Genomic DNA, 23,571 nt, shown 5'->3' on the forward strand with positions numbered 1-23,571 from the left:
CACTGCCGTCACCGTCCGGCGTTTCCGGCGTCCCGTCCGGCGTCCAGGTGCCTGCGATGCATCCACTTGGGCAGGCCGGGCGCTTCGAGGAAGCCCTCGGCGCGGGCCGAGGAGACACCGATGCGCAGCAGGTCGGAGCTCTTCTCGAAGAGCAGGAACCGGGGCTCCCAGATCGGCCGGTACTTGGCGTTGGCGCGGTAGAGCGATTCGATCTGCCACCAGCGGGAGAAGAAGCTGAGCAGCGAACGCCACAGCCTCAGCACCGGCCCGGCACCGAGCTTCGAGCCCCGTTCGAAGACGGAGCGGAACATCGCGAAGTTCAGTGACACCTGCGTGACGCCGATCTCCGCGGCGCGCTGCAGGAGTTCGATGACCATGAATTCCATCAGGCCGTTCTCGCAGTCGCGCTCACGCCGCATCAGGTCCAGGGACAGGCCTCGCGGCCCCCACGGTACGAAGCTCAGCACGGCCCGCAGCCGGCCCTCGGCGTCCGTGCACTCCAGCATCACGCAGCGCCCGTCCGCCGCGTCCCCGAGCCGCCCCAGCGCCATCGAGAAGCCCCGCTCGGTGGCCCCGTCGCGCCAGTCGTCGGCCTTGCGCAGCAGCTCGGCCATCTCGTCGCCCGGGATCTCCTCGTGGCGGCGGACGCGCACCACGTATCCGGCGCGTTTGACCCGGTTGTAGGCCTGGCGCACGGTCCGCATCGCGCGCCCGTCCAGCGTGAACTCGTCGAGGTCGACGATCGCCTCGTCGCCCAGTTCCAGGGCGTCCATGCCGTGCCGGGCGTACACCGTGCCGCCCTCCTCGCTCGCGCCCATCACGGCGGGGATCCAGCCGTGCTCGCGGGCCTCGGCCAGCCACGGCTCGATCGCGCCGGGCCAGGCCTCGGGGTCGCCGATCGGGTCGCCGGACGCCAGGGAGACCCCGCCGACGACCCGGTAGGTGACGGCGGCCTTGCCGGAGGGGGACCACACGGCGCTCTTCTCGCGGCGCAGCGCGAAGTAGCCGAGGGAGTCGCGCTCGCCGAACTTGGTGAGGAGCGCACGCAGCTTCGCCTCGTCCTCCTCGGTGAGCGGGTCGACGGTCCTGCGTGAGCGGAAGGCGGCGTACAGCACGCCGAGGAGCAGCAGGGTGCTCAGTACGTTGATGAAGACGTCGGCCCAGCCGGGGGTGGTGATGCCCGGGAAGCGCGCGTCGTCGGCGGCCACCGACACCAGCCGCGTCGCTCCGTAGCGCCAGCGGTCCAGGAAGGTCGAGCGGTGGCTGTCGTCCGCGGTGTTGCTGACGGTGACCACCAGGCCGGCGATCAGAGAGGTGATCAGCAGCCCGCCCACGGCGACGGCGGCGGCGAGCTTCGGGTTGGAGCGGTCGCCCTTGGCGTAGAACTCGCGCCGGCCGAGCAGCAGCGCCACGACGAAGGCGGCGGTCAGGATCAACGAGACCCAGTTCTGCCAGTACTGCCGCACCTCGGGAATGACCATGACGAGGGCGAAGAGCAGCAGGAAGAGGCCGCTGAGGACCGAGTTGAGAATCCAGGCGGCCCGCTTGCGGCGGCGCATGGTGATCGCCAGGAAGAGCGCGAAGAGCCCGGAGGCGAAGCCCGCCGTCAGCAGGTACGGGGTGAAGTAGTTCTCGGTGTTGTGGCGTCGCACATCCTGGCCGAGGGAAACCCACACGGCGCTCAGGAAGTTGATGAACGCCACGATGCGCAGGTACCAGACGGCGAAAGCCGCACTGCGGCGCGAGCGGTCGGTGCCCCGGGTCGTTCCTTCGACTGGCAAACGAACTTCTCCCATGAAAAGCGATGATATGGGGCGCCGCGCCGCCATCGTCCGTCGCAAGCACTCGCCGCGTCGCGTGCGACGAGGTGCCCGCGGTCTGTTCGCGGTCTGCCTGCGCTCTGCCCGCGGTCAGCCCGCGGTGCTGCCGGTCTCCTCCCGTTCCGGCAGCTCGGCGGCGAGCGCGGCGGCGGCCTGGACGAAGGGAAGCGCGAGCAGTGCCCCCGTGCCTTCCCCGACAGTGACGCCGTGATCGAGCAGGGGGTTGAGCGCCATCCGGTCCAGCGCCTTCGCCTGCCCCGGCTCGCCGCTGACCTGGCCCGCCAGCCACCAGTCCGGCGCCCGGAACGCGGCGCGCTGGCCCACCAGGGCGCAGGCGGCGGACACCACACCGTCGAGGATCACCGGAGTACGGCGTACGGCGCACTGGAGCAGGAACCCGGTCGCCGCGGCGAGGTCGGCGCCGCCCACGGTCGCCAGCAGCTCCACCTGGTCGCCGAGGACCGGCCTGGCCCGGCGCAGCGCGTCCCGGATGGCGGCGCACTTGCGCATCCACGCCAGGTCACCGATGCCGGCGCCGCCGCGGCCGGTGACCACGGACGCGTCCGTGCCGCACAGCGCGGCGATCAGGGTGGCGGCGGCAGTCGTGCCGCCGACGCTCAGATCGCCGAGTACGACGAGGTCCGTACCGGCGTCGGCCTCCTCGTCAGCCACGGCCATACCGAGGCGCACGGCCTGCTGCGCCTCCTCCAGGGTGAGTGCGTCCTCGACGTCGATACGCCCGGAGCCGCGCCGCACCCGGTGGCGTACGACGTCGTCTGGCAGCAGCGCCGGGTCGCAGTCGAGGCCGGCGTCGACGACGCGGACGGACGCGCCGGCCCGGCGGGCCAGTACGGCGACGGGGCTCTCGCCGTCCAGCACGGCACGCACGAGCCGGTGCGCGCCCCCGGCGGGGCGGGCCGAGACGCCGAGTTCGGCTACGCCGTGGTCACCGGCGAAGAGGACGACGCGGGGGCGCTCCACGGGCTTGACGCGCACGGACGCCTGAGCGGCCGACAGCCACTCACCCAGCTCGTCGAGCCGGCCGAGTGCCCCGGGCGGCACGACCAGCCGCTCCCGGCGCTCTTCGGCATCGCGGCGGATGCCGCCGTCGGGGCGCTCGATCAGGTCGGAGAAGTCGTCGAGATTAAGCGAGCTCATTCGCCGAACAGTACTTCCCACACCCGGAACTTCACCCCGGACCCCGCTCCTCACATGCCCGAGGGGCGTCCGGAAGGGCGGCCGGGCGGCGCCCGAAAGGCGTCCCGGCGGCGTCCGGGCGGCGGGGGCTCACCCCCGCAACCCCACCACCTGCCCCGCCACCACCAACAGCACCCGCTCGCACTCCGCCGCGACCCCCGCGTTCAGCCGCCCCAGTTCGTCGCGGAACCGCCGCCCGCTCGCCGTGGCCGGCACCACGCCCGACCCCACTTCGTTGCTGACCGCCACCACCGTGCGCCGCGTCGCCCGCACCGCCGCGATCAGCTCCGCCGTACGTGCCCGCAGCGCGCGCTCCCCGTGCGCCGCCCACTCGGCGTCGTCCCACGCCCCGACCCGGTCCATCGCGTCGGTCAGCCACAGCGCCAGACAGTCGATCAGCAGCGGCGGCCCGTCCGCGGCCAGCAGCGGCGCCAGCTCGCACGTCTCCTCGGTGCGCCACGCGCCCGGCCTGCGTTCCCGGTGCAGCCCCACCCGCGCCGCCCACTCGCTGTCGCCGGAGCGGGTGCCGCCGGTGGCGACGTACACCACCTCGGGGAAGGTCTCCAGGCGCCGCTCGGCCTCCACCGACTTGCCCGAGCGCGCCCCGCCGAGCACCAGCGTGCGGCGCGGCACGTCCGGCACCGCGTGGTACTCGCCGACCAGCACCGTCGTCCCGTCCGGCACCGCCCGCGCACCCGCCGCCGCGAGCCGCCGGTCCAGCTCCGCGCCCGGCGGCACACCGTGGTCGAGGTGCACGGCGATGACGTCCGTGGTCGCGTCGACCGCCCCGGCCGCCCGCAGCCGCGCCAGCGCGTCCGGCCGCCCCACGATGTCGGCGACGACCACGTCGTACGTGTGCCCGTTGGCGCTCTCCCCGGCAGGCGCGCCCCCCGGCGGCAGGTACAGCAGCAGCTCACCGTCCGGCGAGGTCACCTCGTACCCCGTGCCGGGCGCGTCCATCGGCACCGCGCGCACCCGATGCCCGCTGATCAGCGTCAGCTTCTGCCCGTCCGGCACCCGCCCGGCCGCCGGCAGCCCCGGCGGCAGCTCCATCGCGGGCCCGTCGTGCGGATGCGTCAGCAGTACCTGCCGTACGCCGGTCAGCGAGTGCCCCGCGCGCGCGGCGGCCAGCACCGCCCCCGGGGTCAGGTCGAGCAGCAGCGCACCGTCCACGAGCAGTGCGGTCGCGGCCCTGGCCGACCCGGAGCGGGCGGTGGCGCACGAGGCGCAGGGGCAGTCGGGGCGGGGCAGGCCGTCCGGGGCCCCGGTGCCGAGCAGAGTCAGTTCCACGAGGACGATCCTCCCGCGTCCCCGCCGGTGATGCGCGCCCGGCTACTCTGCGGGGCAGGACTGTGCTGGAAAGAGCACACGTTGGGAAGTTGGACCCTGGAGGCGGACATGGCATGGACGTGGCGGTTCGAGACGGCCGACGGTACGGAGGTCCAGCCGGCGGTGGTGCCGGAGGAGTTCACCACGCAGGGCGACGCGGAGTCGTGGATCGGCGAGATCTGGAAGGACCTGGCGGACGGCGGCGCGGATCAGGTGGTGCTTTTTGACGACGGCACCAAGATCTACGGCCCGATGAACCTCCACCCCGAGGCCTGACCCCCGGACTGCGCCCCGGCCCCGGTCGGCTCGGCCCCCGGCGCCCGGGGCGCAGCCCCCCTTCCGCACCGCCTAGATCTCGCCGAGCGTGACCTCCGCCGACCGCTCCCTGTCGTCCCGCTGGTACGTCACCCGCACCTCGTCGCCCGGCTTCTTCGCCGCCAGCGCCTCCGACAGCGAGGTCATCGACGTGACCGCGTCGTTGTCGATCCCCGTCACGATGTCCCCGGCCCGGATTCCCGCATCCGCCGCCGCGCCGCCCGGCTTGGTGGACACCACGGCGACGCCGGCCGGTTCGAAGGCGTTGTTGACGACCGTACGGCCCGCGATGTCCAGCGCCGCCCGCCCCGAGTCGGTCACCCTGCCGCTCTTGATGATCTGGTCCGCGACCGTCTTCACCATCGAAGCCGGGATCGCGAACCCGATGCCCGGCGCAGAGCTGCCGCCCAGGTCCGGGTCGGTCGCCGCCAGCGTCGGGATGCCGACGACCTGGCCGGCGAGATTGACCAGCGCGCCCCCGCTGTTTCCCGGATTGATCGCGGCCGACGTCTGCACCAGGTTCGCGAGCGTCGCGCCCGTGCCCCCGCCCGTACGCCCCTCGCTCACCGTCCTGCCGACCGCCGAGACGATGCCCTGCGTGACGCTGCTGGACAACCCGAGCGGGCTGCCCATCGCCAGCACGATCTGGCCCACCTCCGCCACCGACGTGTCCGCGAACCGCGCGGGTCTCAGCCCGTCGGGGACGTTGTCCAGCTTGAGGACGGCCAGGTCCTGCTCGGGGTAGTCCGCGACCAGCTTCGCGCCGAGCACCTCGCCGCCCGTGGCCACCGTGACCTTGAAGGTCTTCTCGTCGCCCACCACATGCGCGTTGGTGACGACATGCCCCCGGTCGTCGTAGACGACACCGGACCCGAGCCCCTGGGACGCGTCGATCTGGACGACCGACGGCAGCACCTGCTGGATCACCCGCTGGTAGTCGCTCTCAAGGCCGTCCTCCGCCCTCGGCGCCCCCGCCTCCGCGCCGGGCGGGGACGGCGCGAAGGCCCCGGAGCTGGCGGCGGGGGAGACGGCCGACGGCGCCGCCCCCGAACATCCGCTCATCAGCGTGAGGGCGACCGCGCACGCTCCGGCGGTCAGGAGCATCTGAGGACGACGGCCGAGCCGGCAGCGACTTCGTGATCCATCCATGCCTGGAGTGTCTCTTTCGGCGCGATTTCCGGCCCCTGGGGAAGGTCCAACAGGGGTCGGACCGGCGAGTCCAGCGGGTGGGTCCGGCGCGTCCGTCAGGAACTCGCCGTCAGGAACTCGCCGTCGGGAACTTGCCGTCGGGAACTGGCCGTCAGGAACTCGCCGTCAGGAACTGCGTCGCCGCCAGCTCCCCGTACAGCGGATCCCGCGCCACCAGTTCCGCGTGGGTGCCGACCGCTCGTACCCGCCCCGCGTCCATCACCACGATCCGGTCCGCCAGCGTCACCGTCGACAGCCGGTGCGCCACGACCAGCACCGTCGTCTCCCGCGCCGCCTCCGCCACCGTGTCCCGCAGGGCCATCTCGTTGACCGCGTCGAGCTGCGACGTCGCCTCGTCCAGGAGCAGCAGCCGCGGCCGGCGCAGCAGCGCCCTGGCGATCGCCACGCGCTGGCGCTCGCCGCCGGACAGCTTCGAGCCGCGGTGCCCGACCACGGTCTCCAGACCGTCCGGCAGCCGCGCCACGAGCGCGTCGAGCCTGGCCCGTACGAGCACCTCCCGTATCTCCTGGTCCGTGGCCTGGGGGGCGGCGAAGACCAGGTTCTCGCGCAGCGTCCCCGCCAGCACCGGCGCGTCCTGCTCGACGTAACCGATGGAGGCCCGCAGTTCGGCGAGCGGCCAGTCGCGGATGTCCTTGCCGTCGAGCAGGATCCGGCCCCCGGTCGCCTCGTAGAACCGCTCGATCAGCCCGAAGACGGTGGTCTTGCCCGCTCCCGAGGGCCCGACGAACGCGGTCGTCCCGGCGCCGGGGACCTCGAAGGTGACGCCGTGATGGACGTACGGAAGGTCCTCCCGGTAGCGGAAGCGGACGTCGTCGAAGGCGACCGTCGCCGGCCCCGTCCCGACCCGCACCGGATCGTCCTGCGCCTCCTCCACCTCAAGCCGCTCGGCCTCCACGATCCGGGCGACGGCCGCCGAGCCCACCTGGTACTGCGAGGCGGCCTCGACCATCCGCGACACCGGGTCGATCAGGTAGAAGAGGAACAGCAGGAAGGCCACCAGCGAGGACACGGACATCGCCCCGGACGCGACCCGCGCCCCGCCGATGCCCAGCACCGCGAGGAACGACACCTGCACCGCGAGTCCGACCGAGGACCACGCCACGGACTGCCACTTCGCGGACCGCACCCCGTGCCGCCACGCCTCGCGCGCGGCGGCTTCGACGACCGCCGCCTCGCGCGCCTCCGCGCCGGAAGCCTTGACCGTACGGAACGCTCCGAAGGCCCGCTCCAGCACGGTCGAGATCGCGCCGACCGCCTCCTGGGAACGCTTCGCGGCCTCCGCGATCTTCGGCATCACCAGCGCCATGGAACCGCCGATGAGCACGATCACGCCGAGGGTGACGCCGAGCAGCACCATGTCCATGAAGCCCATCAGGATGATCGTCGCGACGAACGCGAGGCTGCCCGTCGCCGCCGAGACGATGCCCTGGGTGGTGACGGCGCGCAGCAGTGTGGTGTCCGAGGTGACCCGGGACATCAGATCGCCCGGCTGGGTCCGCTCCACCTCGGGCAGTCGCAGCCGCAGCAGCCGCCCGATGAGTGAACGCCTGGCGGCGAGCACCACCGACTCCGCGGTGCGCTCCAGGATGTACGCGCCGACCGCCTCGATGGCCGTACCGATCACCACCAGGGCGGTGAGCGCGAGCAGAATTCCGGAGATGGACTGGTTCTCACCGAGCCGGTCCACCAGCGTCTTCGCGGCGAGCGGCTGGGCGAGGCCGCTCGCGGCCCCGATCAGGGCGAGGAAGGCACCCAGGGCGACCACGGCCCGGTGCGGACGGAAGTGCTGGTAGAGCGCCCGCCAGGTTTCCCCGGCCGGCAGCTTCTGCGTCGGCTTTATCTCTGCGCTGCTCACACCGGGCAAGACGCGTGCGGTAGGTCGTTCACCTGACCGGTGTGCGGCCCCTGCGCGTCTTTTTTCCGCACCCGCGAAGGCTGATCTCGCCGGCGTGGGGGCCGCGAAACCTCAGCCGCGTACGCCGCACAGGTGCAGCAGCGCGGCGACCCGGCGGTAGGGGTCCGTACGCCCGGCCCGGTCCTCCAGGGCCAGTACGCGCTCCAGCTCCTCCGGCGGCAGGCCCGCCGCGTCGGCGTCGCCCTCGGCCAGGTCGGTGAAGACCCGCACGCCGTACCAGGCGCGCAGCGGGGCGGCGATCCCGGCGAGTGTCGCGGTGAGCGCGGCGAGACGGTCGGCGCGCACCTGCATGCCGAGTCCGTCGGTGTACGTGTGCGAGTCGAACGCCGTGAGCGCCCCGCCCCAGTCCCCGGCTAGCCCGGAGCGCATGGCGAGCGCGTCGGCGTTGCGGACGAGGAGGGACAGCAGGCCGCCGGGCGCCAGCATCCTGGCCAGGCCCGCCACCATGGCGTCGGTCTCCTCGACGTACATCAGCTCGCCGTGGCACAGCACCACGTCGAAGCTGCCGGGCAGGAAATGCGCGCCGGTCTGCAGTCCGTCGGCCTCGACGAGCCGCACCCGCTCGCGGATGCCCGCCGGTTCACCGGCGACCGCTTCGCGCGCGGCCACCAGCAGGTCCGGGTCGGACTCCAGGCCGGTCACCTTGTGACCGGCCCGGGCCAGGCGCAGGGCCTGCGTGCCCCGGCCCATGCCCACATCCAGTACGGCGAGCCGCCGGCCCACCGGGAAGTGGGCCGAAATCTGCTCGTCGAGCTGGCGCGCGACGAGTTCCCGGCAGACGGTGTCCCGCAGGCCGCCGGGGCCCTTCGGCCCTGTGGCCGGGGCGCCGGCGCACCCGATGTCCACGCCGGCGGGCAGGTCGGACCCGACTTCTGTGCTCAGGGCCGTTGCCCGCGCTTGACCTGCGGCTTCGGCAGGCGCAGGCGGCGCATCTGGAGCGTACGCATCAGGCCGTAGGCCACGGCGCCGCGCTTCGGCTCGTTCGGGAAGCGCTCGTTGATCTGCTTCTTGAGCCGGATCACCAGACCGATGGAGTCGATGACGATCATCACGATCACACCGAGCCACAGCAGCAGCGCGATGTTCTGGATGTTGCTCGTGCGGATCATGCTGAGCACCAGGATCACCACCGCGAGCGGCAGGAAGAACTCGGCCACGCAGAAGCGGGAGTCGACGAAGTCGCGCACGAAGCGGCGTACGGGGCCCTTGTCGCGAACGGGCAGGAAGCGCTCGTCACCGCTCGCCAGTGCCTCCCGCTGCCTTGCCAGGTCCGCACGGCGGGCCTCGCGCTGACGCTTCATCGCCTCCTTGCGGTTCGAAGGGGACGCCGCCACGCTGCGGCGCTGCGACTGTGCGACAGCGCGCTTCGGCGTGGGGCGGCCCTTGGGGGCCTGCGGATCACGGGTCTGCTTGGAGAGGTCCACCTGCACCTTGTCGGTGGGGGCCTTCTCTTCCTTGGAGGAACGGCTACGGAACACAAAGCCCAAGGGTACGGGGTGGGACGCATGGACCACAGCCCCGAGGGGAACGATCCCGCAACGGTCGCTTCCCCGGCCTTCACCTACTCCCTGCGCCGGAGACCGGCGGGCGCTCCTCGTCCTGGAGGAGGAGCGCATCAGGCCCCGAACAGTGCGGTAATGGAGACAGGGCCCGTAGTGTTGGGTGCAAGTGCTGGAGCTGGAGTCCGTAGGCCGTCAGAAGGGGGCGCGCGAAGCCCATGAGCGGTGTCATGAAGCGTATGGGGATGCTGTTCCGCGCGAAGGCAAACAAGGCCCTTGACCGGGCCGAGGATCCGCGCGAGACCCTCGATTACTCGTACCAGAAGCAGCTGGAGCTGCTCCAGAAGGTACGCCGCGGGGTCGCCGACGTGGCGACGTCGCGCAAGCGTCTGGAGTTGCAGCTGAACCAGCTGCAGGGCCAGTCCTCCAAGCTGGAGGACCAGGGACGCAAGGCGCTCGCGCTCGGCCGGGAGGACCTCGCCCGCGAGGCGCTGTCCCGCCGTGCCGCGTTGCAGCAGCAGGTGACCGACCTGGAGACGCAGCACCAGACGCTCCAGGGCGAGGAGGAGAAGCTGACGCTCGCCGCGCAGCGCCTCCAGGCCAAGGTCGACGCCTTCCGTACGAAGAAGGAGACGATCAAGGCCACCTACACCGCCGCGCAGGCGCAGACCCGTATCGGCGAGGCCTTCTCGGGCATCTCCGAGGAGATGGGCGACGTTGGGCTGGCGATCCAGCGGGCCGAGGACAAGACCGCGCAGCTGCAGGCGCGGGCCGGCGCGATCGACGAGCTGCTGGCGTCCGGCGCCCTGGACGATTCGTCCGGGATGGCCAAGGACGACATCGCCGCCGAGCTCGACCGGATCTCCGGTGGTACAGATGTAGAGCTGGAGCTGCAGCGCATGAAGGCCGAGCTGGCGGGCGGCCCCACCTCGCAGCAGCAGGCGCTCGAAGGCGGTCAGCAGGACGCCGGGGAGCAGCCGAAGCCCCAGCACAAGTTCGACAAGCAGTAGGGCCGCCCTTACTCCGCACTCCACGCGAGGAGAACGTCGTGATCGTACGGATCATGGGGGAGGGGCAGCTGATGCTGGCCGACAGTCACCTCACCGAGCTGAACAAGCTGGACGACGAACTCCTCGCCGAGATGGAGGGCGGCGACGAGTCCGGTTTCCGGCGGACCCTCGGTGCGCTCCTCGAAGCGGTACGCCGTCTCGGGGAGCCGCTGGCCGACGCCTCCCTGGAACCTTCCGAGCTGATCCTTCCGTCCCCGGACGCGTCGCTCGAAGAGGTCCGCGACATGCTCTCCGACGACGGCCTGATCCCGGGCTGACACCTCAGCCCGTCCGCACCTCCAGCCCATCCGGCGTTCGAGCCCCCCGCGCAGCGGCTGCCACCCCGTACCGTGGCCTCCCATGACCGCCCTCGGTACGGGATTCAACAGGTCCCGTTGCTGGCTCCACGCCCACCCCCTCGCCCTCGACGCCGCCCTGGCGTTCGCCGTCCTCGTCACGATCGTCGCCGGTTCGGTCGCCGACCCGCACGGCAGCCCGCACGGCGGTCCCGCCTTCGGCACCAGGACCCCCGGAGCCGGCAGCCTCGTCCTGATGGTGTTCGGCTCCGCCGCCCTCGTCCTGCGGCGCCGCAACCCCATGGCCGTGCTCGGCTTCACGTGCCTCGTCACCCTCGTCGAACTCGTCGCCGGCGACCCGCCCGCGCCCGTCGCTATGAGCGCCGTCGTCGCGCTCTACACCGTCGCGTCCCGCACCGACCGCCCCACCACCTGGCGCGTCGGCCTGCTCACCATGACCGGCCTGACGGCCGCAGCCATGTGCTTCGGCACTGGTCCCTGGTACTCCCAAGAGAATCTTGGGATCTTCGCCTGGACCGGCATCGGGGCGACCGCCGGTGACGCCGTACGCAGCCGCCGCGCCTTCATCGACGCCATCCGTGAACGCGCCGAACGCGCCGAACGCACCCGCGAGGAGGAGGCCCGCCGCCGGGTCGCGGAGGAACGCCTGCGCATCGCCCGCGACCTGCATGACGTCGTCGCCCACCACATCGCCCTGGTCAACGTCCAGGCCGGCGTGGCCGCTCACGTCATGGACAGGCGCCCCGACCAGGCCAAGGAAGCCCTGGCGCACGTACGGGAAGCCAGCCGCTCCGCGCTGAACGAACTGCGTGCCACCGTCGGCCTGCTTCGCCAGTCCGGCGACCCCGAGGCACCCACCGAACCGGCCCCCGGCCTCGGCGTACTCGATCAGCTGCTGGATTCCTTCCGCCGTGCCGGCCTGCCGGTGGAGATCGCGCGGCCCGACAAAGTCGAGGCCGCGCCGCTGCCGGCCGCCGTCGACCTCGCGGCGTACCGGATCATCCAGGAAGCCCTGACCAACGTCCAGAAGCACGCGGGCGCGCACGCGAGGGCCGAGGTCAGCGTGGTCCGCGTCGGTTCGTCCGCCGAGATAACCGTGATCGACAACGGCTCGACGGCCGGGGCGTCCGAGCCCGAAACCGGCGGCGGCCACGGCCTCACCGGCATGCGCGAGCGCGTCGCCGCACTCGGCGGCACCCTCACCGCAGGCCCCCGCTACAGCGGCGGATTCCGTGTCCATGCGATCCTGCCGCTCACGGTGCGTACGGGGGAGACCGCATGACGACCGCCACGACCATCCGGGTGCTGCTCGCCGACGACCAGGCCCTGCTGCGCAGTGCGTTCCGGGTCCTGGTGGACTCCGAACCCGACATGGAGGTCGTCGGCGAGGCGGCGGACGGCGCCCAGGCCGTCGAGCTCGCCCGAACCCTGCGCGCCGACGTCGTCCTGATGGACATCCGCATGCCCGGTACGGACGGCCTCGCCGCCACCCGCATGATCAGTCAGGACCCTGAACTGGCCGCCGTACGCATCGTCATGCTGACGACCTTCGAGGTCGACGACTACGTCGTCCAGTCGCTGCGCGCCGGCGCCTCCGGGTTCCTCGGCAAGGGCGCCGAACCGGACGAACTGCTGAGCGCCATCCGCATCGCGGCGGCCGGTGACGCGCTGCTCTCGCCCGTGGCGACCAAGGGCCTGATCGCGAAGTTCCTTGCGCAGGGCGGCGCTTCGGGCGAGCCCGGCGAGGGCGCGACGGCCCGCATCGACCGGCTGTCCGCACTCACCGTGCGCGAGCGCGAGGTCCTCGTCCAGGTCGCAGGCGGCCACTCCAACGACGAGATCGCCGAGCAGCTGGCCGTCAGCCCCCTCACCGTCAAGACCCATGTGAACCGGGCGATGGCGAAGCTCGGGGCCCGAGACCGCGCCCAATTGGTAGTCATCGCCTACGAATCGGGCCTCGTACGGCCAAGGGTGGGGCACTAGATCACCTCGCCCCGGCCGCGAGCGCATGGTCGATCATGTAGCGGGCCGCCGCGCGAGCGAGGCCCGCGTTCAGCCTGGTCCGGCGGTTCGAGACGCGCGTGTTCGATTTCCAGGTCGGCGAGCCATGTCACAGCGGGTCGGGCTACCTCGTCCCAGGGGGTGTAGCCACTGACGACCACGGAGGAGCACACCATGGACGCGCGACTGAACTACTTCGCCAGCCGGGGGACCGGGGCTCGCCCCGTTGCTCAGACGCCCGAGTCGTCGGAGAGCGCGTGCACCTCGACCGGGTCGCTGCCGGGCTTTCCGCCGGGGCCGGGACAGGCCGATGCCCGCGCGGCGATCGCCAGGGCGCGGTCCTCGCTCTTGACGTCGACCACCCAGTACCCGGCGAGGATGCGGCCGGCCTCGGCCGGCCCATCGGTCACCTGAGGCCGCCCGTTGCTCCCTGCCCGCACCGTCTTGGCAAGACCGGGCCCGCCCAGGCCACGCGCCTCCACGAGCTCTCCCGCCGAGGTGAGTTCGTCGTTGAGCGAGCCCATGTGGGCGAACATGGCCTCCGTGTCCTCCTTGGAGAAGGACGACATGATGGAGTCCCACTCGGCGGCAGGCACGTTCATCTGGATCATGTAGAGCATGTTCCTCACCCTTCCGGGGCAGCTGCTGCGCTTGTCGAAGAGGTAGACAGCCGGGCGCCGCGGAACTCATCGGCGCCCCACAGCAACGTAACGCCGGAAGCGGTAGGGGGCGCCCCGTAATGCGCGGGGCGCCCCCTACCGGCGTACTCGTTGCGCCTACTACGGCAGGGCCAGCATCCGCTCCAGCGCGAGCTTCGCGAACTGCTCCGTCTCCCGCTCGACCTCGATGCGGTTGACGAGGTTGCCCTCGGCCAGCGACTCCAGCGTCCACACCAGGTGCGGCAGGTCGATGCGGTTCATGGTCGAGCAGAAGCAGACCGTCTTGTCGAGGAAGACGACCTCCTTGTCCTCGGCAGCGAAACGATTCGCCAGCCGCTGGACCAGGTTCAGCTCGGTTCCGATCGCCCACTTCGAGCCGGCCGGGGCCGTCTCCAGCGCCTTGATGATGTACTCCGTCGAGCCGACGTGGTCCGCGGCCGCCACGACCTCGTGCTTGCACTCGGGGTGCACCAGGACGTTGACGCCGGGGATGCGCTCACGCACGTCGTTGACCGACTCGACCGAGAAGCGGCCGTGCACCGAGCAGTGCCCGCGCCACAGGATCATCTTCGCGTTCCGCAGCTCCTCGGCGGTCAGGCCGCCGTTCGGCTTGTGCGGGTTGTAGAGCACGCAGTCGTCCAGGGACATCCCCATGTCCCGCACGGCCGTGTTGCGCCCCAGGTGCTGGTCCGGCAGGAACAGGACCTTCTCGCCCTGCTCGAAGGCCCAGTCCAGGGCGCGCTTGGCGTTCGACGACGTACAGATCGTGCCGCCGTGCTTGCCGGTGAACGCCTTGATGTCGGCCGAGGAGTTCATGTACGAGACGGGCACGACCTGCTCGGCCACCCCGGCCTCGGTCAGTACGTCCCAGCACTCGGCGACCTGCTCGGCGGTGGCCATGTCGGCCATCGAGCAGCCCGCGGCCAGGTCGGGCAGGACGACCTTCTGGTCGTCGGAGGTCAGGATGTCCGCGGACTCGGCCATGAAGTGCACACCGCAGAAGACGATGTACTCGGCCTCGGGCCTGGCGGCCGCGTCCTTGGCCAGCTTGAAGGAGTCCCCGGTTACGTCCGCGAACTGGATGACCTCGTCACGCTGGTAGTGGTGGCCGAGGATGAAGACCTTGTTTCCGAGCTTCTCCTTGGCGGCGCGGGCGCGCTCCACCAGGTCCGGGTCGGAGGGGGAGGGCAGGTCGCCGGGACAGTCCACGCCCCGCTCGCTCTTGGTGTCGGCCTCACGGCCGAGCAGCAGCAAGGCGAGGGGCGTCGGCTGGACGTCCAGTGGCTGGGCGGTGGTCACGACACGCACCCTTTCTATCTCTGCAAACAGCCTTTTCGTCGATTTGACGCTATCTATCATAGCCCCTTCATGTCACTTTGACGATGCCGATGTCGTCGATGTGACGAATTCTGGCGGCGCTACGGTCGGCCCTCGGTCGGCCAAAGCGTCGTTCCAGCGAGCGGCGCTCCGGTCCGCGCCCCGATCCGTCCCGCATCCGAATCGGGTGTGCGAGCATGAATGGAGAAGACACGAGCTCAGGTCCGGAATGAATCCGCGGCCGCGCCGGTTGCACAGGTCGGCAAGCAGTCCGTACAACCCGGGAGAGATGTAGATGTCCGTTCAGGACGAAAAGACCACCGTGAGCGACGGCCTTCTCCTGTCCGACGCCGCCGCGGCCAAGGTCAAGGCCCTGCTGGACCAGGAAGGCCGGGAGGACCTGGCCCTGCGCGTAGCCGTCCAGCCCGGTGGCTGCTCCGGCCTGCGGTACCAGCTCTTCTTCGACGAGCGCTCCCTGGACGGCGACGTCCTCAAGGACTTCGACGGCGTCAAGGTCGTCACCGACCGCATGAGCGCCCCGTACCTGGGCGGTGCCTCCATCGACTTCGTCGACACCATCGAGAAGCAGGGCTTCACGATCGACAACCCGAACGCCACGGGCTCGTGCGCCTGCGGCGACTCGTTCAGCTGAACCGCATACGGCAGAAGGCGGCAACCCCGGCCGGGGTTGCCGCCTTCTGCCGTATGTACCGCCGTATGCACGGTCGACCCTACTGGCTCCGCACCGTCTCACCGCTGCGCGCGTCCACGACCTTCCGGTTGCCGAGCGGCTTGTCCAGCGTCACCGTCTCGGTCAGATCCTTGGCCATCGCGACGCACAGCCGGTCGGGGTCGGGCTTCGGTTCGGTGATCCGAACCTTCACCGTCGCGTCCCCTTCGGCCGCCTCGGCCGCGTAGTCGCTGCACACGCCGCCCGAGAAGTGCAGGGTGAGCTTGCGCCCGTCGGCCGCGTACGACTGGATGTGCTGCGGGGCTTTCTCGCGCGGCGCCGGTGCCTCGGGTGTGGCCAGATACTCGGGGTCGACCGCCGGATGAGTGATCGTGAACGGCTGCGCGTCACCGCCCGGCCGCACCTCGAAGAGCCACGAGGGTACGAGCGCCTGCCGCCCGTCGACGTACTGCGCGGCCAGCCCGAACACCGCCCCGCCGACGGCCACCGGCTCGGGCGCCGCCGGCTTCTTCCCGCCGTCCCGCTCGCAGGGCGCCTCGGGAGGCCCGTCCACGCCACCGCGCACGTCCCCGCCACCGTCCCCGTCCGCATGCGGGACAGGAGTGGCGCACCCGCCGATGCCGACCTTGCCCGCGCCCTCGCCCGCCGCGTTCAGCTGCTTCAGTGCATCGGTCGCGCTGATCACCGGATACTCGGCGCCCTTCGTCAGTCCCTTCAACTGCCCACTTCCACCGACAAGTTGGCCGTCGGATCCGATCTGGATGCCGGTCGCCCAGCCGTACGTCGGCAGCCCGCCCACCTTCGGGTCGGCGTTCACCACCCGTACCGCGCCCATCAGCTGGCGCGCGTCGAGCTTGGCGTCGTCCTGGCCCAGCGCCTTCAGGACGGGCATCGCCGCATCCTTGGCCGCGTCCGGGCTGACCGCCCGCCCGCTGCCGCCGGGCGCGGCGGAGACATCACCGCAGGAAGTGGCCTTGGTGCAGCTGTCGCCGGCGCGCGGGCCGTACTTGGCGAACGTCCAGGTGCCCGGCGCCTGCTTGTTGACCCGCAGCACGGGCTCCGCGCCGTCAGCGGCGCCGCCCACCTGCCAGGCCGTCCCCTTCGAGCGCGGCTTCCCGGCCACGCCGAGCGCCTCGGCCAGCCGCGCAACCTCCCCCTCGGTGACCGTGCCCCCCGCGCGGTAGACGTGGGCGGAGCCGGGCCCCTCGGGCAGCTTGCCCGCGGCGCGATACGTCACGCCGCCGTTGGGGGAGGGCTCGCCCGGGGCGATGCCCGCGGCGTCCCGCTCCGTGTAGCCGTCGAGGCGCAGCGGCGGCGGGTCGTCGTCGTCCGCCCGGGCGCCGCTGCCGTTCTTCGCCGCGCTGCCATTGTCCGCCGCCGTCGCCGCCCAGTACGCGGCGCCACCGCCGGCCAGCAGCACCGCCGCGGCCACCGAGGCGGCGGCCAGCGGCGCGCGCCGCCTGCGGACGCCGGTCACTGCTTCCTCGTCCGGTCGCTCGGTGCTCACGGCATCGCTCCTTCGGCTGCTCGGCCATCCATCGCCGTATGGTCTCTCCCCTGTCGGGGGGACACCGGTGGGACGGAACGAGAGAGCGTGTGGTTCCCCCGAATGCACCTACGGAGCGTGCGCCGAGGGGGCTCAGCCGCCGTATTCGGACATCCCGCCCACCAGCCGGGCGGACGCGGGAGGCACCGTGACGCCGTGGATCAGCGAGGCAGGGACGGGCGCGGGAGCGGCCGCCGCGGGCACCGCCCAGTGCCGGACCATACGGGCGCAGTCTCCCCGCAGCCGGTCCATGCCGCCGTCCTGCTCGGTCCGGGGGTACGTCGTGACGCTGTGCTGGTGCATGCGTGGTGCTCCCGTGGCTCTGGGGGCCGCACATCAGCGGACCCTGTGCTGGCACCGTAGGCACCAGGGGCGTCCGGAAAAAAGCCCTACTATTGGGTAGTTTTGCCGCTTAGCCGGTGTGGCCGCGAGCGGGTAGCGTGAACTGTTCTCGATCACCGCCCTCACTCACTGCCCGCAGGAGCGTCCTCCCCGTGCGTATCGCAGTCACCGGCTCTATCGCCACCGACCACCTCATGACCTTCCCCGGCCGCTTCGCCGACCAGTTGGTCGCGGACCAGCTGCACACGGTCTCGCTGTCCTTCCTCGTCGACAACCTCGACGTACGCAGGGGCGGTGTCGGCGCGAACATCTGCTTCGGCATGGGCCAGCTCGGCTCGGACCCGATCCTGGTCGGCGCGGCCGGCTCGGACTTCGACGAGTACCGCGCCTGGCTGGACCGGCACGGAGTGGACACCGCCTCGGTGCGCATCTCCGAGGTACTGCACACCGCGCGCTTCGTGTGCACCACCGACGCCGACCACAACCAGATCGGCTCCTTCTACACGGGCGCGATGAGCGAGGCCCGCCAGATCGAACTCCAGTCGGTCGCTCAGCGCGTCGGCGGCCTCGACCTGGTGCTGATCGGCGCGGACGACCCCGAGGCGATGCTCCGTCATACGGAGGAGTGCAAGGCCCGTTCCATCCCGTTCGCCGCGGACTTTTCGCAGCAGATCGCCCGGATGGGCGGCGACGACATCCGCACGCTGCTGGAAGGGGCGACGTACCTCTTCTCCAACGAGTACGAGAAGGGGCTCATCGAGTCCAAGACCGGCTGGACCGACGCGGAGATCCTCGGCAAGGTCGGCCACCGCGTCACCACGCTCGGCTCGCGCGGGGTGCGCATCGAGACGGTGGGGGCGGAGCCGGTGCTCGTCGGCTGCCCGGAGGAGGACGCGAAGGTCGACCCGACCGGCGTCGGCGACGCGTTCCGGGCCGGCTTCCTGTCCGGGCTCTCCTGGGGCGTCGGCCTGGAGCGGGCCGCGCAGGTCGGATGCATGCTGGCGACGCTGGTCATCGAGACGCTGGGCACGCAGGAGTACACGCTGCGCCGGGCGCATTTCATGGACCGCTTCACGAAGGCGTACGGCGACGATGCGGCGGCGGAGGTCCGCAAGCACCTGGTCTGACCGGGGCTCCGCCCGAAGCTGGGGCTCCGCCCCGGACCCCGCTCCTCAAACGCCGGAGGGGCTGAAACAGGGCGTCCGGAGGCGGGGGCAGGCCCCGTCCGGGGCCCGGGGCCCGGCCCCGCGCGCTGCCTACCCTCGCCTCCGCACCACGTACGCCACGCCCCGCGGCGCCGGCTCCTCCCCGACGTACTCCTGCCCCCGCATCCCGCACCACGCCGGCACGTCCAGCCGAGCCGCCTCGTCGTCGGACAGGACCGTCACCGTCTCCCCGACCGGCACATCACCGATCACCTTCGCGAGCTCGATCACCGGAATCGGGCACCGCTTGCCCAGCGCGTCCACGACAAGCGACGAGGACGACGCGTCGGCGGGCCGGGCGGCTGGGGCCGCGACCGGTGCCCCCAGCCGCTCCCGCACCCCTGCCACCACCTCCGGCAGCACCTCCAGGAACCGCGCCACGTCCCCCTCCACTTCCCCCTCCGGCGTCCCCATCGGCAGCGACACCCGCACGTTCCCCTCCGACAACACCCCCATCGCCCGCAGCACATGGCTGGGCATGAGCGCACTGCTCGTACAGGACGAACCGGATGATACGGAGAAACCCGCCCGGTCCAGCTCGTGCAGCAGCGTCTCCCCGTCGACATAGAGACAGGAGAAGGTGACGACGTGCGGCAGTCGCCGCACCGGATCACCCACCACCTCCACCTCCGGTACGAGCTCCGGTACCCGCGCCCTGATCCGGTCCACCAGCGCCGCGAGCCGCGCCCCCTCGGTGTTCGCCTCCGCCCGTACCGCCCGCAGTGACGCCGCCGCCGCCACGATCGCCGGCAGGTTCTCGAAGCCGGCCGCCCGCCCCGACTCCCGCTCGTCGGCCGGGCCCTGCGCCGCGAACCGGACACCCTTGCGTACGGCCAGCAGTCCGACCCCAGCGGGGCCGCCCCATTTGTGCGCACTCGCGGTGAGCAGCGACCAGTCCCCCTCCACCCGTCCCCAGCCCAGCGACTGCGCCGCGTCCACCAGGAGCGGCACACCCGCCGCCCGGCACTCCTGTGCGATTTCGGCCACCGGCTGCACCGTGCCGACCTCGTGGTTGGCGGACTGCAGGCAAGCCAGCGCGGTGTCCTGGCGCAGCGCCGCCGCGTACGAACCGGGGGTCACCCGGCCCGTCCGGTCCACCGCGATCTGCGTCGCCTTGGCCCGCGCTGTCGCAGCGCCCCGGCTCTCGTGATCGGCGGCCGCGTGCAGCACGGCGGAGTGCTCGACGGCCGAGACCACCAGGTGGGCGCCGACACGCCGACGGGCGGCGAGGGCGCCGGCCATGCCGGTGTGCACCGCGCGGGTGCCGGACGGGGTGAAGACCAGCTCGTCGGGGCGGCAGCCCACGGCTTCGGCCGCCGCCTCCCTGGCCGCGTCGAGCAGCAGCCTGGCCCGCCGCCCCTCGCGGTACAGGCGGGAGGGATCGGCCCACCCCTCGTCCAGCGAGGCCAGCAGGGCCTGACGGGCGACGGGGTGCAGCGGGGCGGCGGACGCGACGTCGAAGTAGGGCACACCGCCACGCTAAACGACCTCCCCCACGATAGGGAGCGGGCTCCCGACGCTCTGCGACTCCGCTTGCGGCGTTGTCGTCAGGCAGCGACGCTCCTTCCCCAAGCTCTCGGCTTCGCTCGAGCAGGGGAGACCCCATCCGCCTCCCTCCTCCGCCTTGCAATCGAAGCCGCAGGACGCCGCTCGCTGATCCACTCCCTACCGTGGGGGAGGCCGTAATCCCCCGACGCCGCGCCGCGGGCGGACGGCCAGGTCGAGACCGGGTCAGGGGCCGTCAGAAGGGGGGCGGAGGCCGGGATTCCGCGGAGAAGCCATTCCTTCGGGGAGGGGTACGGCGCGTTGGGCACCCTCCCCGCGCGACCCCAAATTGCGTCCAGTAGGGTTTGGTCCGCATAAACATCCAAACCCCTGCCCGCGTCAGGGCCGGCGACCGACCAGTGTGACCGGCCGCAACCGACCGCGCGGGCGAGACTCTCGGGAAGGCGCTACGTGAGTCCCAACGGCTCCGACCGCTCGTCGCGGCGCCCGATGCGGCGGAAGCTGCTCCAGGTGCTGACCGTGGGCGTGGTCCTGGCGACCGCCTCTGGTTGCTCGTACACATGGGAGGACTTCCCCCGCCTCGGGACGCCTACCCCGGTCACCGAAGAGGCCACCAGGATTCTCTCCCTCTGGCAGGGCTCGTGGGCGGCAGCGCTCACCACGGGCGTCCTGGTGTGGGGGCTGATCCTGTGGAGCGTCATCTTCCACCGGCGTAGCCGCACCAAGGTCGAAGTACCTCCGCAGACCCGGTACAACATGCCCATCGAGGCGCTGTACACCGTGGTTCCGCTGATCATCGTCTCCGTCCTCTTCTACTTCACCGCGCGCGACGAGTCGAAGCTCCTCGCGCTCGACGACAAGCCGGCCCACACCGTCAACGTGGTCGGCTTCCAGTGGAGCTGGGGATTCAACTACGTGGAGAACGTGGACGGCGATGCCACCACGGGCGTGAAGCTCCCGGCGGAGCTCGACGCCATCCCGGACAAGTACACCGATCAGTTCCCCAAGGGCGCCGAAGGCGTCTACGCGGTCGGCACCCCGGGCGAGCGGAACCCGCAGAACGGCAACCCGGGCCCGACCCTGTGGCTGCCGAAGGGCGAGAAGGTTCGCTTCATCCTGTCGTCGCGCGACGTCATCCACTCCTTCTGGGTGGTGCCGTTCCTGATGAAGCAGGACGTCATCCCCGGCCACACCAACGTCTTCGAGGTCACCCCCACGCGTGAGGGCACCTTCAAGGGCAAGTGCGCCGAGCTCTGCGGTGTCGATCACTCCCGGATGCTCTTCAATGTGAAGGTCGTCTCTCCGGAGCGATACCAGCAGCACCTCAAGGAGCTGGCGGAGAAGGGCCAGACCGGCTACATCCCGGCCGGTATCGAGCAGACCGACCCGGCCAGGAATGCGGAGACGAACCAACTGTGAGCATCCTCAATCAACCCCAGGGTGCCGCGGCAGAAGACGACTCGTACTACGAGAACGAGCTGCCGGTACGGCGCAAGGAGCCGGGGAACGTGGTGATCAAGTGGCTCACCACCACTGACCACAAGACCATCGGCTCGCTCTACCTGATCACGTCGTTCCTGTTCTTCTGCATCGGCGGCGTCATGGCGCTCGTCATGCGCGCCGAACTGGCCCGTCCCGGCACGCAGCTCGTGTCGAACGAGCAGTTCAACCAGGCGTTCACGATGCACGGCACGATCATGCTGCTGATGTTCGCGACGCCGCTGTTCGCCGGGTTCGCGAACTGGATCATGCCGCTGCAGATCGGTGCGCCCGACGTGGCGTTCCCGCGGCTGAACATGTTCGCGTACTGGCTCTACCTCTTCGGCTCGCTCATCGCGGTGGCCGGTTTCCTCACCCCCCAGGGCGCGGCCGACTTCGGCTGGTTCGCCTACTCCCCGCTGTCGGACGCGGTCCGCTCGCCGGGCGTCGGCGCCGACATGTGGATCATGGGTCTGGCCTTCTCCGGCTTCGGTACGATCCTCGGCTCGGTCAACTTCATCACCACGATCATCTGCATGCGCGCTCCCGGCATGACGATGTTCCGGATGCCGATCTTCACCTGGAACGTGCTGCTGACCGGTGTGCTGGTCCTGCTGGCCTTCCCGGTGCTGGCCGCCGCGCTCTTCGCGCTGGAGGCGGACCGCAAGTTCGGTGCGCACATCTTCGACGCGGCCAACGGCGGTGCGCTGCTGTGGCAGCACCTCTTCTGGTTCTTCGGCCATCCAGAGGTGTACATCATCGCGTTGCCGTTCTTCGGCATCGTCTCCGAAGTGATCCCGGTCTTCAGCCGCAAGCCGATGTTCGGCTACATCGGTCTGATCGCCGCGACCATCGCCATCGCCGGCCTCTCGGTCACGGTGTGGGCGCACCACATGTACGTCACGGGCGGCGTGCTGTTGCCGTTCTTCTCGTTCATGACCTTCCTGATCGCGGTACCGACCGGTGTGAAGTTCTTCAACTGGATCGGCACCATGTGGAAGGGCTCACTGTCCTTCGAGACACCGATGCTCTGGACGGTCGGCTTCCTGGTCACCTTCCTCTTCGGCGGGCTGACCGGCGTCATCCTGGCCTCGCCCCCGATGGACTTCCACGTCTCCGACTCGTACTTCGTCGTCGCGCACTTCCACTACGTCGTCTTCGGCACCGTGGTCTTCGCGATGTTCGCCGGATTCCACTTCTGGTGGCCGAAGTTCACCGGCAAGATGCTGGACGAGCGCCTCGGCAAGATCACCTTCTGGACGCTGTTCGTGGGCTTCCACGGCACGTTCCTGGTGCAGCACTGGCTGGGCGCCGAGGGCATGCCGCGCCGGTACGCGGACTACCTCGCCGCAGACGGCTTCACGGCGCTGAACACCTTCTCGACCATCAGCTCCTTCCTGCTCGGTCTGTCGATCCTGCCGTTCTTCTACAACGTCTGGAAGACCGCCAAGTACGGCAAGAAGATCGAGGTCGACGACCCCTGGGGCTACGGTCGTTCGCTGGAGTGGGCGACGTCCTGCCCGCCGCCCCGGCACAACTTCCTCACGCTGCCGCGGATCCGTTCCGAATCCCCGGCGTTCGACCTGCACCACCCTGAGATCGCCGCTCTCGAGCAGCTCGAGAACCACGGCCAGAAGGACACCGCCATGTTCGGTGGCAAGGAGGTCGGCAAGTGAAGATCCAGGGAAGGATGTTCCTCTGGCTGAGCTTCTTCATCCTGGCCATCGCCATCATCTACGGCGTGTGGTCGAAGGAGCCGGTCGGAACCACGGCGCTCTTCCTGGCCTTCGGCCTGAGCGTGATGATCGGCTACTACCTGGCCTTCACGGCCAAGCGTGCCGACACCATGGCCCAGGACAACAAGGAGGCCGACGTAGCGGACGAGGCCGGCCAGGTGGGGTTCTTCGCCCCGCACAGCTGGCAGCCACTGTCGCTGGCCATCGGTGGCGCGTTCGCCTTCATGGGCGTCGCCATCGGCTGGTGGCTGCTGTACTTCTCGGCTCCGCTGCTGCTGATCGGCCTCTTCGGCTGGGTCTTCGAGTACTACCGCGGTGAGAGCCAGAACCAGTAGTCGGCCGTACCGGCTGCCCTAGCAGCACCCGCAGCACCCGCAGCACCCCGAAGGGCCCGGTCACCCGGACAACAGGTGGCCGGGCCCCTCGCATTCACTCGTCT

22 protein-coding genes are annotated in these 23,571 nt (G+C 70.9%); 10 read left to right on the top strand and 12 right to left on the bottom strand.

What is annotated here, in order from left to right; genetic code table 11:
* Positions 1–8 precede the first annotated feature (8 nt).
* The 3 genes from ACU6WZ_RS22080 to ACU6WZ_RS22090 form a co-directional block, all read right to left on the bottom strand.
* On the bottom strand, positions 9–1,796 hold the full coding sequence (locus ACU6WZ_RS22080) for a phosphatidylglycerol lysyltransferase domain-containing protein (RefSeq protein WP_447029878.1): 1,788 nt from the start codon (positions 1,794–1,796) through the stop codon (positions 9–11).
* Positions 1,797–1,910: 114 nt separating this feature from the next.
* Complete coding sequence (gene cobT, locus ACU6WZ_RS22085) at positions 1,911–2,978, bottom strand: nicotinate-nucleotide--dimethylbenzimidazole phosphoribosyltransferase (RefSeq protein WP_447029879.1); 1,068 nt, start codon at positions 2,976–2,978, stop codon at positions 1,911–1,913.
* Positions 2,979–3,107: 129 nt separating this feature from the next.
* Positions 3,108–4,307, bottom strand: a complete 1,200-nt coding sequence (locus tag ACU6WZ_RS22090) for a bifunctional adenosylcobinamide kinase/adenosylcobinamide-phosphate guanylyltransferase (protein WP_447029880.1) — start codon at positions 4,305–4,307, stop codon at positions 3,108–3,110.
* Positions 4,308–4,415: 108 nt separating this feature from the next.
* Here ACU6WZ_RS22090 and ACU6WZ_RS22095 point away from each other — a divergent pair, with 108 nt between their 5' ends.
* Entirely contained in the window at positions 4,416–4,622 is a 207-nt protein-coding gene (locus tag ACU6WZ_RS22095; RefSeq protein WP_447034178.1) for a hypothetical protein, read from the top strand.
* A gap of 72 nt (positions 4,623–4,694) precedes the next feature.
* Here the strand turns inward: ACU6WZ_RS22095 and ACU6WZ_RS22100 are convergent, their stop codons facing one another.
* From ACU6WZ_RS22100 to ACU6WZ_RS22115, 4 genes are all read right to left on the bottom strand, one after another.
* Entirely contained in the window at positions 4,695–5,810 is a 1,116-nt protein-coding gene (locus ACU6WZ_RS22100) for a S1C family serine protease (protein WP_447029881.1), read from the bottom strand.
* Between the two features lie 151 nt (positions 5,811–5,961).
* Positions 5,962–7,725, bottom strand: coding sequence for an ABC transporter ATP-binding protein (locus ACU6WZ_RS22105; protein ID WP_447029882.1), 1,764 nt, complete (start codon positions 7,723–7,725; stop codon positions 5,962–5,964).
* Between the two features lie 111 nt (positions 7,726–7,836).
* A complete protein-coding gene (locus ACU6WZ_RS22110) occupies positions 7,837–8,577 on the bottom strand; it encodes a class I SAM-dependent methyltransferase (RefSeq protein WP_447034180.1) in 741 nt (246 codons plus the stop codon).
* Between the two features lie 86 nt (positions 8,578–8,663).
* Positions 8,664–9,263 (bottom strand): DUF3043 domain-containing protein, encoded by a 600-nt coding sequence (locus tag ACU6WZ_RS22115; protein WP_447029883.1) that lies wholly within the window; start codon positions 9,261–9,263, stop codon positions 8,664–8,666.
* Positions 9,264–9,514: 251 nt separating this feature from the next.
* Between ACU6WZ_RS22115 and ACU6WZ_RS22120 the strand changes: the two genes are divergently transcribed.
* The 4 genes from ACU6WZ_RS22120 (at position 9,515) to ACU6WZ_RS22135 (ending at position 12,633) form a co-directional block, all read left to right on the top strand.
* Positions 9,515–10,294 carry a PspA/IM30 family protein gene (locus tag ACU6WZ_RS22120; protein WP_447029884.1) on the top strand — a complete coding sequence of 260 codons (780 nt, stop codon included), beginning with the start codon at positions 9,515–9,517 and terminating at the stop codon, positions 10,292–10,294.
* 38 nt (positions 10,295–10,332) lie between these two features.
* The gene (pspAA, locus tag ACU6WZ_RS22125) at positions 10,333–10,611 is read left to right on the top strand and encodes a PspA-associated protein PspAA (RefSeq protein WP_447029885.1); all 279 of its coding nucleotides are present in this window, start codon (positions 10,333–10,335) and stop codon (positions 10,609–10,611) included.
* A gap of 82 nt (positions 10,612–10,693) precedes the next feature.
* Positions 10,694–11,932, top strand: a complete 1,239-nt coding sequence (locus ACU6WZ_RS22130) for a sensor histidine kinase (protein ID WP_447029886.1) — start codon at positions 10,694–10,696, stop codon at positions 11,930–11,932.
* On the top strand, positions 11,929–12,633 hold the full coding sequence (locus tag ACU6WZ_RS22135) for a response regulator (protein ID WP_447029887.1): 705 nt from the start codon (positions 11,929–11,931) through the stop codon (positions 12,631–12,633). The genes ACU6WZ_RS22130 and ACU6WZ_RS22135 overlap by 4 nt, the downstream gene beginning before the upstream one ends.
* A gap of 248 nt (positions 12,634–12,881) precedes the next feature.
* Here ACU6WZ_RS22135 and ACU6WZ_RS22140 read toward each other — a convergent pair whose 3' ends face one another.
* Positions 12,882–13,271 (bottom strand): YciI family protein, encoded by a 390-nt coding sequence (locus tag ACU6WZ_RS22140; RefSeq protein WP_447029888.1) that lies wholly within the window; start codon positions 13,269–13,271, stop codon positions 12,882–12,884.
* 159 nt (positions 13,272–13,430) lie between these two features.
* The gene (gene nadA, locus ACU6WZ_RS22145) at positions 13,431–14,618 is read right to left on the bottom strand and encodes a quinolinate synthase NadA (protein ID WP_447029890.1); all 1,188 of its coding nucleotides are present in this window, start codon (positions 14,616–14,618) and stop codon (positions 13,431–13,433) included.
* Between the two features lie 304 nt (positions 14,619–14,922).
* Here nadA and ACU6WZ_RS22150 point away from each other — a divergent pair, with 304 nt between their 5' ends.
* Entirely contained in the window at positions 14,923–15,279 is a 357-nt protein-coding gene (locus ACU6WZ_RS22150; RefSeq protein ID WP_447029891.1) for a HesB/IscA family protein, read from the top strand.
* Between the two features lie 79 nt (positions 15,280–15,358).
* On the opposite strand, the gene ACU6WZ_RS22155 is transcribed toward ACU6WZ_RS22150, so the two are convergent.
* Together ACU6WZ_RS22155 and ACU6WZ_RS22160 are read right to left on the bottom strand one after the other, a co-directional pair.
* A complete protein-coding gene (locus ACU6WZ_RS22155; protein WP_447029892.1) occupies positions 15,359–16,825 on the bottom strand; it encodes a hypothetical protein in 1,467 nt (488 codons plus the stop codon).
* Between the two features lie 132 nt (positions 16,826–16,957).
* A complete protein-coding gene (locus tag ACU6WZ_RS22160; RefSeq protein WP_447029894.1) occupies positions 16,958–17,167 on the bottom strand; it encodes a hypothetical protein in 210 nt (69 codons plus the stop codon).
* A gap of 191 nt (positions 17,168–17,358) precedes the next feature.
* On the opposite strand from ACU6WZ_RS22160, the gene ACU6WZ_RS22165 reads away from it, so the two are divergent.
* On the top strand, positions 17,359–18,333 hold the full coding sequence (locus ACU6WZ_RS22165) for a carbohydrate kinase family protein (protein ID WP_447029895.1): 975 nt from the start codon (positions 17,359–17,361) through the stop codon (positions 18,331–18,333).
* A 129-nt stretch (positions 18,334–18,462) separates the two neighbouring features.
* On the opposite strand, the gene ACU6WZ_RS22170 is transcribed toward ACU6WZ_RS22165, so the two are convergent.
* Positions 18,463–19,881 carry a cysteine desulfurase/sulfurtransferase TusA family protein gene (locus tag ACU6WZ_RS22170; protein WP_447029896.1) on the bottom strand — a complete coding sequence of 473 codons (1,419 nt, stop codon included), beginning with the start codon at positions 19,879–19,881 and terminating at the stop codon, positions 18,463–18,465.
* A 486-nt stretch (positions 19,882–20,367) separates the two neighbouring features.
* Here ACU6WZ_RS22170 and ctaC point away from each other — a divergent pair, with 486 nt between their 5' ends.
* The 3 genes from ctaC to ACU6WZ_RS22185 are packed head-to-tail and all read left to right on the top strand — an operon-like array spanning position 20,368 to position 23,467.
* Positions 20,368–21,336 carry an aa3-type cytochrome oxidase subunit II gene (gene ctaC / locus ACU6WZ_RS22175; protein ID WP_447029897.1) on the top strand — a complete coding sequence of 323 codons (969 nt, stop codon included), beginning with the start codon at positions 20,368–20,370 and terminating at the stop codon, positions 21,334–21,336.
* On the top strand, positions 21,333–23,072 hold the full coding sequence (ctaD, locus tag ACU6WZ_RS22180) for an aa3-type cytochrome oxidase subunit I (RefSeq protein WP_447029898.1): 1,740 nt from the start codon (positions 21,333–21,335) through the stop codon (positions 23,070–23,072). Before ctaC ends, ctaD begins: the two co-directional genes overlap by 4 nt.
* Positions 23,069–23,467 (top strand): cytochrome c oxidase subunit 4, encoded by a 399-nt coding sequence (locus ACU6WZ_RS22185; protein ID WP_447029899.1) that lies wholly within the window; start codon positions 23,069–23,071, stop codon positions 23,465–23,467. Before ctaD ends, ACU6WZ_RS22185 begins: the two co-directional genes overlap by 4 nt.
* Positions 23,468–23,571 lie beyond the last annotated feature (104 nt).

It is taken from the genome of Streptomyces hypolithicus (assembly GCF_052934925.1).

Excerpts from the sequence above, each read along its gene's own strand:
- ACU6WZ_RS22080 (WP_447029878.1), bottom strand. The coding sequence starts at position 1,796 with ATGGGAGAAGTTCGTTTGCCAGTCGAAGGAACGACCCGGGGCACCGAC.
- cobT (WP_447029879.1), bottom strand. The coding sequence starts at position 2,978 with ATGAGCTCGCTTAATCTCGACGACTTCTCCGACCTGATCGAGCGCCCC.
- ACU6WZ_RS22095 (WP_447034178.1), top strand. The coding sequence starts at position 4,416 with ATGGCATGGACGTGGCGGTTCGAGACGGCCGACGGTACGGAGGTCCAG.
- ACU6WZ_RS22100 (WP_447029881.1), bottom strand. The coding sequence starts at position 5,810 with ATGGATGGATCACGAAGTCGCTGCCGGCTCGGCCGTCGTCCTCAGATG.
- ACU6WZ_RS22120 (WP_447029884.1), top strand. The coding sequence starts at position 9,515 with ATGAAGCGTATGGGGATGCTGTTCCGCGCGAAGGCAAACAAGGCCCTT.
- ACU6WZ_RS22130 (WP_447029886.1), top strand. The coding sequence starts at position 10,694 with ATGACCGCCCTCGGTACGGGATTCAACAGGTCCCGTTGCTGGCTCCAC.
- ACU6WZ_RS22135 (WP_447029887.1), top strand. The coding sequence starts at position 11,929 with ATGACGACCGCCACGACCATCCGGGTGCTGCTCGCCGACGACCAGGCC.
- ACU6WZ_RS22140 (WP_447029888.1), bottom strand. The coding sequence starts at position 13,271 with ATGCTCTACATGATCCAGATGAACGTGCCTGCCGCCGAGTGGGACTCC.
- ACU6WZ_RS22150 (WP_447029891.1), top strand. The coding sequence starts at position 14,923 with ATGTCCGTTCAGGACGAAAAGACCACCGTGAGCGACGGCCTTCTCCTG.
- ACU6WZ_RS22160 (WP_447029894.1), bottom strand. The coding sequence starts at position 17,167 with ATGCACCAGCACAGCGTCACGACGTACCCCCGGACCGAGCAGGACGGC.